The organism is Paenibacillus caui, assembly GCF_019904135.1.
Taxonomy (GTDB): Bacteria; Bacillota; Bacilli; order Paenibacillales; family Paenibacillaceae; genus Fontibacillus; species Fontibacillus caui.
This window is the reverse complement of the sequence record NZ_JAIOGQ010000002.1, coordinates 222,809-235,324: the sequence shown is the minus strand read 5'-3', so window position 1 is coordinate 235,324 and position 12,516 is coordinate 222,809. Positions and strand designations below refer to the sequence as shown.

The 12,516-nt window shown below is 50.4% G+C and carries 12 protein-coding genes and 1 pseudogene; 10 read left to right on the top strand and 3 right to left on the bottom strand.

Annotated features, from left to right (window positions below; translation table 11 throughout):
* Positions 1 to 7: 7 nt before the first annotated feature.
* The gene (locus tag K7397_RS02265; protein ID WP_223066318.1) at positions 8 to 448 is read right to left on the bottom strand and encodes an Lrp/AsnC family transcriptional regulator; all 441 of its coding nucleotides are present in this window, start codon (positions 446 to 448) and stop codon (positions 8 to 10) included.
* 243 nt (positions 449 to 691) lie between these two features.
* On the opposite strand from K7397_RS02265, the gene aroD reads away from it, so the two are divergent.
* Together aroD and ybaK are read left to right on the top strand one after the other, a co-directional pair.
* Complete coding sequence (aroD, locus tag K7397_RS02260; RefSeq protein ID WP_223066317.1) at positions 692 to 1,456, top strand: type I 3-dehydroquinate dehydratase; 765 nt, start codon at positions 692 to 694, stop codon at positions 1,454 to 1,456.
* A 315-nt stretch (positions 1,457 to 1,771) separates the two neighbouring features.
* Positions 1,772 to 2,269 carry a Cys-tRNA(Pro) deacylase gene (gene ybaK, locus K7397_RS02255; RefSeq protein ID WP_223066316.1) on the top strand — a complete coding sequence of 166 codons (498 nt, stop codon included), beginning with the start codon at positions 1,772 to 1,774 and terminating at the stop codon, positions 2,267 to 2,269.
* An 8-nt stretch (positions 2,270 to 2,277) separates the two neighbouring features.
* Here ybaK and K7397_RS02250 read toward each other — a convergent pair.
* Positions 2,278 to 2,418, bottom strand: a pseudogene (locus tag K7397_RS02250) (YmaF family protein); the annotation flags it as partial.
* On the bottom strand, positions 2,408 to 3,631 hold the full coding sequence (locus K7397_RS02245) for an MFS transporter (protein ID WP_223066314.1): 1,224 nt from the start codon (positions 3,629 to 3,631) through the stop codon (positions 2,408 to 2,410). The gene K7397_RS02245 and the pseudogene K7397_RS02250, both read right to left, overlap by 11 nt.
* Positions 3,632 to 3,805: 174 nt before the next feature.
* Here K7397_RS02245 and K7397_RS02240 point away from each other — a divergent pair, with 174 nt between their 5' ends.
* From K7397_RS02240 to K7397_RS02205, 8 genes are all read left to right on the top strand, one after another.
* On the top strand, positions 3,806 to 4,693 hold the full coding sequence (locus tag K7397_RS02240) for a LysR family transcriptional regulator (protein WP_223066313.1): 888 nt from the start codon (positions 3,806 to 3,808) through the stop codon (positions 4,691 to 4,693).
* A 24-nt stretch (positions 4,694 to 4,717) separates the two neighbouring features.
* Positions 4,718 to 6,256, top strand: coding sequence for a PucR family transcriptional regulator (locus tag K7397_RS02235; RefSeq protein WP_223066312.1), 1,539 nt, complete (start codon positions 4,718 to 4,720; stop codon positions 6,254 to 6,256).
* 208 nt (positions 6,257 to 6,464) lie between these two features.
* Positions 6,465 to 7,112, top strand: coding sequence for an aspartate/glutamate racemase family protein (locus K7397_RS02230; RefSeq protein ID WP_223066311.1), 648 nt, complete (start codon positions 6,465 to 6,467; stop codon positions 7,110 to 7,112).
* A gap of 24 nt (positions 7,113 to 7,136) precedes the next feature.
* Positions 7,137 to 8,021, top strand: coding sequence for a DMT family transporter (locus K7397_RS02225; RefSeq protein ID WP_223066310.1), 885 nt, complete (start codon positions 7,137 to 7,139; stop codon positions 8,019 to 8,021).
* A 78-nt stretch (positions 8,022 to 8,099) separates the two neighbouring features.
* On the top strand, positions 8,100 to 9,710 hold the full coding sequence (locus tag K7397_RS02220) for an OPT/YSL family transporter (RefSeq protein WP_223066309.1): 1,611 nt from the start codon (positions 8,100 to 8,102) through the stop codon (positions 9,708 to 9,710).
* Positions 9,711 to 9,722: 12 nt separating this feature from the next.
* On the top strand, positions 9,723 to 10,781 hold the full coding sequence (locus K7397_RS02215) for an S-methyl thiohydantoin desulfurase domain-containing protein (protein WP_223066308.1): 1,059 nt from the start codon (positions 9,723 to 9,725) through the stop codon (positions 10,779 to 10,781).
* A 51-nt stretch (positions 10,782 to 10,832) separates the two neighbouring features.
* Entirely contained in the window at positions 10,833 to 11,777 is a 945-nt protein-coding gene (locus K7397_RS02210; protein WP_223066307.1) for a DUF1177 domain-containing protein, read from the top strand.
* A gap of 67 nt (positions 11,778 to 11,844) precedes the next feature.
* Entirely contained in the window at positions 11,845 to 12,516 is a 672-nt protein-coding gene (locus K7397_RS02205; protein WP_223066306.1) for an AroM family protein, read from the top strand.

The following is a 12,516-nucleotide window of genomic DNA, read 5'->3' as shown; positions in this document are numbered from 1 at the left end:
CACCTTTTCAGAGATTCAAATTTTCTTTTAAAGAGGAAAGGGAGATCATCGTATTGCTTTTTTGCACGCTGGGAATATTTTTAAGCGTATGAGACAAAAAATACTCCAAATGCTCCGTGTCTTCTACAAGGACCTTTAGCAGATAGTCGTATTCGCCGGCAACATGGTGGCATTCCAGCACAGAGACGCACAAGGTAACCGATTCCCTGAAGCTTTGAATATGCTCGGTCCGATCAAGCTGAACCAGGATAAAAGCCAGCAATTTGTAGTTCATTTTGGCGCGGTTGATTTTGATGGTGTAAGCTTCGATAAGTCCGGATTCTTCCATTTTGCGCATTCGTTCGGTGACGGCCGGAATGGAAAGGTTCACTCTTTTGCTGATTTCGGATACGGTCATACGGCTATTTTCTTTTAAAGCATCGACGATTTTCGAATCAACGCTATCCATGTTGGATCACCTTTTCTGATTCAGAATTTAATATAATTTTAGAATGTATATTAAAATCGGTAAATATATGATTGAAAAATACTTAAATATTTAGGTTTGACACTGTATTTGTATCATTTATTTAAGGTTAATAAGATTTGCCGCGATCAAGCCTAAAAAAGTAAGGGACTTAAGATCAAAGGTATCCAGGCCTAATCCTGTTCAGGTATAATGACAGACATAAGCATAGAAGGAGCAAGAGATATGGAACGAACAGTAAAGGTCAAAGGAGTTGCGATTGGGGAAGGCACTCCTAAAATTTGTGTACCCATGGTCGGCAATACGCTGACGCAATTAAAGGAAGAAGCCGCGCTGTTGCAGACTTTGGATTTGGATGTGGTGGAATGGCGGGCCGATTTTTTTGAACATGTTGCAGATATTGAACAGGTGAAAGCGGCGCTCGCTGAATTACGTGCGCTGCTCACGGATATTCCGCTCATCTTTACTTTCCGCAGCGCCAAAGAAGGCGGGGAGAAGGAAATCAGTCCGGCGGAGTATGTAGCCCTTAATCAGGCGATTGCGGAAACCGGGCTCGCAGATCTGATCGACGTCGAGCTGTTCAACGACGAGCAGGATGTCCGGACGCTTGTGGAAGCTGCCCATGCTAACGATGTTTTCGTCATTATATCGAACCATGACTTTGACAAAACGCCGCCGAAAGAGGAGATCGTATCACGGCTCCGCAAAGCGCAGCAGCTTGGCGGAGATTTGCCGAAGATAGCGGTCATGCCGCAAAATACGGCGGATGTGCTGACCCTGCTTGAAGCCACATGTATAATGAAGGAACAATACGCAGACCGGCCGATCATTACGATGTCGATGGCGGGAAAGGGCGTAATCAGCCGTTTTGCCGGTGAAGTATTCGGATCCGCCCTGACGTTCGGGGCTGCCAGGAAAGCATCCGCACCCGGCCAGGTAGCTGTTGCCGAATTGCGGCAAGTATTGACGCTGATAGGCAAAAATTTATAAACACGAAAGAGTACCCGGAAGCGGGGATGAAAAGCTTAAAACTGTAATGCTGGCCAGTTTCTTACCTCACGAATAAATCCCTGTGAATAAAAGAGAATGCGGATGGATGTTCACCCGGGTGAACATCATCCGCATTCTTTGTCTTACCGTTTGATTTTTGGATATGCTTAGGAAGCATCGGAATCTGTAATTGATTTATTTTACATTGTAACGGTTCCTGATCGTGCTGCAAAGGCTTGTCTGGCGAAATGATTGGCTCGTAAGTCGCAGCGTGTTAAGATTAATCATAACAACGCCCGAAAGGGGAGAGTTCGGATGGGTGAAGGAAAGACCAACGCTATGAGAATGCTGGACAAGTCCAAAACGCAGTACAGCATTTTGACCTATGACAATGAGGACGGCCAAATTCATGGAACAGCAGTCGCGGAGAAAATCGGCAAGCCGCCGGAGACGGTGTTCAAGACACTGGTTGCGCATCAAGGATCGAATCTCTTTGTGTTTATCATTCCGGTTGCCGAAGAGCTTGATTTGAAAAAAGCGGCCAAGGCCGCAGGGGAGAAGAAAGTGGAGATGCTGCCCGTAAAAGAGCTGCAAAAATGGACCGGCTATATTCGCGGAGGCTGCTCGCCTGTCGGCATGAAAAAGCTGTACCCCACCTTTCTCGACATCGGCGCCAAAGCGTTGGAGACAATAGTCATCAGCGCGGGAAAAATCGGACTGCAGATGGAACTGCAGCCGGAGCAGCTTGCCCGTCAGGTGGGTGGCAGATTCGTTCCGCTTGTCAAAGCTGCTTCTGCTCCAAGAGAATATTAAATATCGTAAGGAATCTCAGGGCCCGTGATAATCCGCCGGAGCCGATGATGATCGAAGAAGTCCGTATTCGTCGTGATTACGTGTACATGACTGCTGCCCCGGCGAATGGCTTGGCCGGTCACTTCGGCGAAACGGTGATTATGTCTCTCTTCTCAGCTTTTTGACCACAAACAGTGCCGCTACGATGGCCGCTCCTGCCAGGATGGCGGCGAAGACGGAAGTCCCCACTGCAAGTCCCGCAAGATCAATGAGGAAGCCGGTGCACACGGGCAATAAGGCGGCTGGAATGTACCCTCCAATGTTGAGGACCGCATTGGCCTCGGCTCTGCGATGCTCCGGGATATGGAGGGCGATGAGCGTTAAGCCCCCGAGTTGTCCGAGGCCCTGACCGGCACCGGCAAAAATGGCGGCGCAAACGAACATCACGGCAGAAGAGGCGTTGACGGCTGTGGCGATGAAGAGCATGGAGAGTAAGGTGGAGGCGGCGCCGATCAGGAAGATGATACGGACAGCTAATTTTTTGAGCGCAAATTGGATTCCTGTCGCCGTAAGGAACATCACACAAGCAGTACCGCCTGCGACAAGTGGGCTCGTTACAGCAAGAAGCTTCGACAGCAGCGAGGGTCCGAGCGACAATACGAAAGATGTCGCCGTGATTCCAGGCGCGAAAACGGAGATCCCCAATCCAAGCTGCAAGCGATTAGGCGACGGTACACTTGGCAAGTGCAGGGGAGCTCTCGTCTGATGGCGGGAGCTAGTGTTCTTCTTTAGAACTATGCCGACAACGAAAAAGGCACTCAATAAAAAAACAATTTGAATCATGAAGATCGGGATTACTGGCCGAGGCAGTATTTCGCTGAGCACGCCTGCAAGCAGCGGCCCAAGTCCCGCGCCAAGCACCATAGCAACTGAGGCGGCAAGTGAGGCGGTATGCCTGTGCTCGGATCCTCCCGTATCTACGACAGAGGCCATGCCTGCCGAGACGATTACGCCGACGGCAATACCCGTCAGGAAACGGGCGATGAGAAGAACAGCAACGGAGGATGCCGTAGCGAACAGCAAGCAGGCCATAACGGCTGCGATGAGACCCGGGAACAGAACCGGTCTGCGTCCAAATCGATCGGAGAGCTGGCCAGCGATAAGAAGTGTAGCGAGAAGGCCTATGATGTAAGCAGCAAACACCAGCGTTAGCGTGCCATTGGAAAAGTTCATTTCTTGCTGCCAGCGCACATAGAGCGGGGTAGCCGAATTGGAGAGAATGAAGACGGCTGTTACGATCCAGGCGGACACCCATATGCGTCCGGAAGGATTGGAGCGGACTGCTCGCAATGATGAAAGGTCTTTCTGAGAAGATACGGACATGAACAATTTCCCCCTTATCGTAAGGTGTATAGAATCAGCAGGTGGATAGCTTGCCGCTAACTTCTTTTTTTCAAGGAGTGGCAAGTGCTTTTATCGTATGATATATTTTTATATAACTGAAATACATATAAATAATAAGATGCATAACCGTTTGGTTATAAAGCGGGTGTAAATATGAGCATGAATATGAATAATATCAGAATATTCATGATGGTTGCAGAGAAACTGAATATTACCGAGGCCTCAAAAGCGTTATTTATTTCCCAGCCGGCCGTAAGTAAAGCGGTCAAAAATCTGGAAACTTCGCTTAATATTAAATTGTTTATTCGCGATAAGCATAACGGGCTGACGCTTACCGACGCGGGGAAGGAAATTCTGGTTTTGGCCAGGCAGATGAAAGTAATAGAGAACAAAATGCACCAAATTGCCAGTCAAGAAAGCAAGCTTTTGAGAGGCAAGGTGAAAGTGGGGGCTTTTCCGGCGGCATCAACCAATCTGCTGCCCGGGACCATCGCGGCGTTCAGGTCGAAATATCCGCTTGTTAAGATCGAACTGATGGAAGGAACCTTAAATCAGATTAAAGAATGGGTAGGGGATCGAACGGTTGATCTGGGGATTGTAGCATCTCCTTTTGACGCTTACCAATATGAGATTTTAGCCCATGATTACATGGTCGCAATCATTCCCGAGAATCATCCCTTAAAGCAGACAGAAATAATTAATTTCGGAGAACATCAGAATGAGTTTATTTTTTGCAAAGGCGGACATGAAACTGCCATTTCTTCCACTCTGGAAGAGCATCATTTTATTTTGCAGGAAAATTTGACCGTCCAAACTGCGGATACTTTAATTCATATGGTTGAGCAAGGCTTGGGAATAGGCATTATTTCGAATTTCACACTGTCCTCGGTTTCTCATCACCTGATCGTCAAGGATCTAATCCCAAGGGTGACCCGCGAGGTCGGCGTCATTGCCCATTCCTTTGAGGAAGTCACCCCAGCAACGAAAGAATTCATTCAGGCTATGCTTGAGTTATACAAAAACAAAACCACGACCTTATAACAGAACAGTAGGTGAACTAACATCATGAATCTAAAAGGTTTGACGGTAAGGGAAATGCTTGAGCTTCCCGTTATGGAACATGCGAGACTGGTGAGCGGAGAGCAGGGTTTGGACCGTATCGTGCAGTATATCGATATCTGGGAAGTTCCCGATATCCGCGGTTGGCTGCGGGAAGGCGAGATGATTTTGACGACAGGCTATTCGACCCGGAACGAACCGTCCCTTCTGGCCGATCTGATTGACCAGCTCGCTCAGGTGAATGGAGCGGGGGTCGCGATCAAGCCTGAGCGGTTCATCCCCCAAATTCCGCAGGAAATGATCGACAAAAGCAATTTGCTCCATATTCCCATCATCCAGCTCCCGGCCGGAATGCCCTATATCGATATTACTTACAACGTTATGGAGCAAATTTTAAGCAGGCAGGCTGCACTGTTGAGGCGGTCTGAAGAAGTATACAAGGCGCTGACCGGGCTTGTATTGAACAACAAGGGGATTCAGGTCGTTGCCGATAACGTATCGGAGCTGATCAAAACCCCGATCTGGATTGTCGATAAGGCTGGGGAGGTGCTGGCTTCTTCGCCGCAGGGCAATCCCTTTCATCCATCCAAGGCGAACCGTCAGTGGGAAGTTAATGTAGACAATAAGATACTCGGGAAATTCGTTGTCGAGAAGCAGGAACTGGACGAGCTGGAGCTGATGCTGATTGAACAGGCGCGGCTTGTTTTCTCACTGGAAATGATGCGGAACAAAATAGCGGATGACACCGAACGAAGGCTGAGGGGAACGTTCTTCGAGGAACTGATCCTGAACGCGGCCACCGATGAACAGGTGACGGAGTCCAGAGGCCGCCAGCTGGGCCTTGCTCCGGACTGGTCGTGGGAAGTTGCCGTTATTGAAGCGGATCAGCCTTTTGTCGACTATGAATCCTCGATCGTTCCAAAGCTTAATGACTTCGTAATGAAGGAATCGGCGGTCCGAAAAGTCCGTCCCCAGATACAGATACATGCGGGAAGACTTGTGTTATTTTTACCCTCCGTTCGCTCGGTGAATTCGGAAGGTCAGTACCATGGCGGTCCAACGTCGTCAACCTGGAGCGATGCTTTGAGCGAGCAACTCAAGCGGTGGAAATCACTTCGGATTGGAATCGGCAAGTCCTGCTCGCTGTTCGAAACTCATCGGAGCTATAACGAAGCCAGGACGGCGGTGTCGATCGGCTACAAATTAAATAACGACCGGCAGCTGTTCAAGTACAGCGAAGTTGAAATGCTTGAATTGCTGCTCGATTTGGCGGAGGGTACCCGGCTGGCCGTGTTCGTTAAGGAAAAGATCGGCAGGCTGGCTGAGCATGACAAAGCGAACGGAACGAATTATGTGCTGACGCTCTATCACTATTTGGCGAGCGGAGGCAGTCTGAATGAAACAGCGAACCGTCTTTACATTCACCGCAATTCGGTTAATTACCGGATGGATCGCATCAAAGCGATTGCCAATCTTGATTTGGGAAGCGCCTTGAGCCGGTTTGAACTGTATCTGTGTACTGCATATTATTTGATAAACAACTAATTATTTACGGCCTATTGTGTTCGCAGCACAATAGGCCGTTTATAGTTTTGTTAAGCCAGTACATTGTTGACATAACTCAAAAAAGAATACAATCTATGTAATAAATTTTGACAACAAAATAAATAAACACGAAAAGAAAGGGGGGTTTGCCGTTATAGTGTCAGATATTCTGACAAGAAAAAAGGCCGAAACGAAAGGGTGATGGGCTTTGATAGGGCTGATTCGCGTATTTACCGCAAAGGATGAAGAGATCGTCCAGCAGCATGGAAGAAAGATCAGCGGCCTTTACGATGTAGCTGTCCTGAGCCGCAGCATCCCGGATCAACCTCTTGGCATCTATAGTGACGAGACGGAGGAGATGGCCGTTCCCAAAATTGTGGAGCTCGGCGTCCAGATGGAACTGGAAGGATGCCGCGTGCTCATTGTCAGCTGCGCGGCCGATCCGGGAGTCCAGGAGCTCCGTAGCCGTGTCCAGGTTCCCGTTATCGGAGCGGGCAGCTCGGCCTCACTCGTCGCGCTTGCGCTTGGAGAACCGGTTGGACTTATGGGAATAACTGAAGGAGTCTCTCCCGTAATGACCCGTTTATTAGGAGACCTGATCGTCGGGTACAATCGTCCGGAAGGCGTCACCAACACGACGGATTTGCTGACAGACGCAGGACGCGAGAAAGCGCTGGAAGGGGCGCGGTCGCTGGTGGGGCAAGGCGCTAAAGCGATCGTGTTCGCTTGCACCGGGTTTACGACCATTGATTTTGCAGATGTGATCCGCAAGGAGCTGCAGATTCCGGTCATTGATGCCGTGGAAGCGGAAGGCTTAATGGCTGCGAATTATTATAAACAGCTTGCTGCAATCTGACCGGCATGCAAAGGAAGGTTCTCATTGGGTAAGGCGTATTCCTTATGTTTCCTATGTATTTCGATTTGGTCATTGAATTATATTGCACGCCAAATCCTGCTCACCGTGTATCCTCCTTTTTTTCTATCGGCGTTCAGTTTGACAGTCGTATCTGTTCTGTTCATCCTCGTTGCGTTTTGGAGAAAAGCCTTCGTTAAGGTGACTGGCCGGCAATTATGGCTGCTCCTTGTTACAGCATTCATAGGGCTGATCGCCAATCAGATTTTCTTGTACACAGGGCTGAAACGAACGACAGCGACAAACGCATCCTTGATATTTACGCTTGCTCCGCTAATGACTGCCGGTCTGGCCGCTCTTTTCCTCAAGGAAAAGATTACCTGGCGGATGATGATAGGAAGCGTAATAGCATTGATCGGCCTGTTCGGAGCTTTAGGTGTGACTGGGGTCAGGGTCAGCGCAGGGGATTTGTACATCGTTGGGGCTGTCTTTACCTTCGCCTGCAACATGATTTTGGTTCGTTTGCTTTCGGCCACAATGACACCCTTCATGATAACCGCGTACAGCTTTCTGCTGAGCGCCATCGTGTTCGATCCGTTCGTTCTGGGGATGGTGCGAGTCGATTGGAGCCATTCGCTCCGGATGTGGGGGTTTGCCTTTATTTCGGTTATAGTGGCGCAAGGACTGGCAAGCGTTCTATGGAACAAAGGAATGGAGACGATAGGAGCGGCAAGATCGGCTATTATGCTCAATCTGCAGCCCATCATGACGATGCTGCTGGATTTTACCGTATTTGACCATCCGATCAGGGTTCAGCAAGTTTTTGGGGCCGCTCTTGTGCTAATCGGAGTATTCATAGCCACTTCCCAAAAAGAACAGCTTAATAATGAACATTTTGCGAAATCACATTAACGATAACGACTTCCGAAAGCGACTCGCATAGCGAATGATGGAAATCCTGCAACATCAAACTAATTAGGGGGTATATCCATGAATGAATTGAAGAATGAAGCCGTTCAAGCCGGTGAAAAGAAAAGACATCCGAGCATTTTCGAACCGTTCGGGTTGATCCTTAATATCATTACCGGAGTTCTCGGCGCCATTATTGGGATTCAGATCGTGACCACACTTGGCGTAACGCCGAATACATCCATTATCGGTGCGCTTGTGGCAATGCTGATTGCAAGAATCCCTATTGCGATCTTAAGAAAATATAAATCAATACATCGTCAAAATCTTGTACAGACTTCCATATCTGCGGCAACCTTCGGTGCGGCCAACAGTTTGTTCATTCCGATCGGCATCCCGTTTATCATGGGAGAAACAAAGCTGATCGCTCCGATGCTGATCGGCGCGGCGCTCGCGATGTTCGTCGATGCGCTGCTGCTGTATAAATTGTTTGACTCCAAGCTGTTTCCCGCATCCGGCACCTGGGCGCCGGGGGTAGCTACCGCTGAATCGATCATTGCCGGCGATAAAGGCGGCAAACGCGCCGGGCTGCTCGGCGTCGGAACGTTGATCGGTCTTATCGGTTCTTATTTTCATATCTCCATGTCCGCTTTCGGCGTTGCGTTCATCGGCAACATTTGGGCGCTGAGCATGTTCGGCATCGGCCTTCTGATTCGCCAGTATTCGATTCCGTGGTTCGATATTGACGTCAGTTCGCATTATATCGCACATGGCGTGATGATCGGAGCAGGTATCGTCGCTTTGGTTCAGGCCGCTGTCCTTATCTTTAAACGCCCGAAGAAAGAAGAAAAGAGCGCGGATGCCGCTCAGTACACCCGCCAGGATGGCGAAGCCAGACGGACGCTCGGGCTCGGATTTGTCGCTTACTTGGTCATTGCCTTGATAATTGCCGTCATCGGCGGTTTGATTACGAAGATGTCGCTGGGCATGTTTATTGGATTCATTATTTTTGCCGCTTTCGCCGCGTTCGTGCATGAACTTATCGTCGGTATTGCGGCGATGCATTCCGGATGGTTCCCGGCCTTTGCCGTTGCCTTCATCACCCTGCTGTTCGGTATGCTGATCGGCTTCCCGCCGGTAGCGCTTGCCCTTCTGGCCGGATTCAGCGCGGCTACGGGTCCAGCGTTTGCGGATATGGGGTATGACCTGAAAACCGGTTACATCCTGCGCGGTCATGGCGAAGATGCCGAATACGAACTGAAAGGCAGAAAACAGCAATACATGACGGGCATGATTGCCTTTGGTGTAGCGGTCGTTGTCGTGACACTGACTTATCATTCGTATTTCGCGCAAAATCTCGTTCCTCCGATCGACAAGGTTTATGCATCGACGATTCAAGCCGGAACTTCGTCCGATGTCGCATTGAAGCTGCTGCTGTGGGCGATCCCGGGTGCGATTATCCAGTTGATCGGCGGAGCCAAGCGCCAGATTGGGGTTATGCTCGCCACCGGCTTGCTGATCGCGACGCCGAATGCTTGCTGGGCTGTCCTCGCCGGTCTCCTCATCCGGATTGTCGTGACGAAGCTGAAAGGCAAGGAAGCCGAGACGCCGATGAGCATTCTGGCCGCCGGATTTATCGCCGGGGATGCATTGTTCAGTTTCTTTAACTCGATGTTCAAACTGAGAAAGTAGGTGCAGCTCCCAGTGGCACGCATAAAACTCGATATGAAAATGATGGAACATGCCGTCTTTGGCGGTGCCGTTTTGGGCGGGGGCGGCGGAGGCTGGATTGAAGAAGGTCTTCAGCTCGGCCGCTTGGCGCTCGAAATGGGTCAGCCCGAGCTTCGCTCGATAGATGAATTTGCAGATGACGATTCATTTGTGACCGTATCGCTTGTCGGTGCTCCCGGAGCGAAGGACAAGTTTGTGAGTCCAATTCACTACGCAAGGTCGCTGGAAATTCTGTCCCGTCAGCTGAACAAGCCGATCTCGGCAATTCATACGAATGAGAACGGGGCCGGCACAACGGTAAACGGCTGGCTGCAATCCGTAATTACAGGTATTCCGCTCCTAGACTTCGCCTGCAATGGACGAGCTCACCCTACTGGAACGATGGGCGCTTTAAATTTGACGGAAGTGAAAGACTACGTTTCACATCAGACCGCTAATGGCGGAAAAGACGATCGTTATATAGAGTTCAGCATTTCCGGATCGCTGGGCAGAGCGGCTTCGATGATCCGCAAGGCATCCGTTGAAGCCGGAGGTCTGGTGGCGGTGGCGCGGAATCCCGTTTCTGCAGCCTATGCGAAAGCGAATGGAGCGCCAGGCGCCATTACACAGGCTATTGAAGTCGGTGAAGCGCTGCTCGGCTCGAAAGGTGAAGCCGCCATCGACGCTGTCGTTGCGAAGCTCGGAGGCCAGGTTGTAGCGGCTGGCAAGGTGACGGATTTTCAGCTTGAGACGACAGGCGGCTTCGATGTCGGAACCGTTCGAGTGGGCGGTTATGAGATGACATTCTGGAACGAGTATATGACGCTGGAGAAAGACGGCGAGCGCCTTGCTACCTTTCCGGATCTGATCATGACGCTTGACGCCAAGACGGCAAGACCCGTTGTTACGGCAGCGCTGGAGAACGGACAGCAGCTCGCTGTCATCGTCGTGCCGAGAGCCAATTTGCTGCTCAGCAGCACGATGAGCAATAAAAAATTGATGCAGCCGGTCGAAGACATCATTAAGAAACCGGTGCTGGACTATATTTTCTAAATTGCGAGATAGACTCGGATTTACAGATTGACAAGCGGAGGTATAGACATAATGACACTCAAACAAACTTTAATCGTGCTGGACGCACTGGATGACGCATATGTGACCGGAGAACGGGTACGAGAGCTGTTTAGCACCTTTCCCAATGTCTCTGTTACAGTTCAGAAAGTGACAGGCAAGAAAGGCGGCACCGATTTTATTAAAATCGTCATCCCGGGCACCGAAGGCAAATCGAATGGCGGCAGCGCGCCGACATTCGGCATTGTCGGACGCCTCGGCGGAATCGGCGCGCGTCCGAGCCGAACCGGCATGGTATCCGACGCGGATGGAGCGGTCGCTGCGGTTGCTTCGGCGCTTAAGCTGGCTGATATGCAGACGAAAGGCGATTCGCTCAAAGGCGACGTGATCGTGACGACTCACATTTGTCCGGATGCGCCGACACGTCCGCATGAACCGGTAGACTTCATGGATTCTCCGGTCGAAATCGGCGTGATGAACACGCACGAGGTGATCCCTGAGATGGAGGCGATCCTTTCAATCGATACGACGAAAGGCAACCGCGTCATCAACCATAAGGGCATTGCCATCTCCCCTACCGTAAAAGAGGGCTATATTTTGCGGGTCAGCGAAGATTTGCTGCGCATTATGGAGATGACTTCAGGTCTGCTGCCTGTTACGTTCCCGGTTACGACGCAGGACATTACGCCGTACGGCAACGATTTGTACCATATCAACTCCATCCTGCAGCCGGCCGTGGCTACGTCCGCGCCTGTGGTCGGAGTTGCGGTTACGGCGCAATCCGTCGTTCCGGGCTGCGGTACGGGGGCCAGCCACGAAGTGGACATCGCTGCAGCGGTCCGGTTTGCGGTTGAAGTGGCGAAAGAGTTTACAACCGGGACATGCTCCTTCTACGATAAAGCCGAATTCGAGCTGATCTCGAAGCTTTACGGCTCCATGAAGGTTTTGCAAACGGCTGGCAACGTAGACGGCAAGTAACGAAGGGGAGGGGAAACCCTCCTCTCTTTTCCATATGGAGTCATAATATTTGGGGGAGGATAAAGGTATGAAAAAATTAGGGATGATTACCATCGGACAGGCGCCGCGTACAGATGTTGCGCCAATTGTGGAGAAATATCTCCCGGAAGGGGTGGAGATAGTTCAAGCCGGCGTGCTGGACGGATTCACGAAATCATATATCGAGACTCATTTGAGGCCGAAAGAGAATGACTACACCTTGACTTCAAGGCTAACAACCGGGGAGTCCGCCGTGATGGGACGTTCCAAAATTCAACCGATTTTGCAAGACAAAATTTACGAAATGGAAGAGAACGGCATCCAGCAAATTTTGCTGCTCTGCACGGGCGTTTTTCCGGGTTTGCAAACCCGGACGTCCTATTTGATCGAGCCTGACCACATTATTCCGCCCGCCGTCAAAGCGATGGTGGGAAGCAGAAAGCTTGGCGTCATTGTGCCGCTGATTGAGCAAAAGGAAAACCTGAAACCCAAATTTTTGCCGCATGGGCTTCAGCCGGATTTTGCCGTCGCTTCACCCTATGTTTTCGATGAGCGGAATTTTGGGAAGGCTGCAGGCGAGCTGAAGGACAAAGTGGATATTATTTTGCTGGATTGCATGGGTTATACGGAGAAAGCAAGAGCGCTTGTCGCCGAAGCATCGGGCTTGCCGGTCATTTTGTCGAATGCTATTATGGCGAAACTCGTGTCGGAAATGATATAA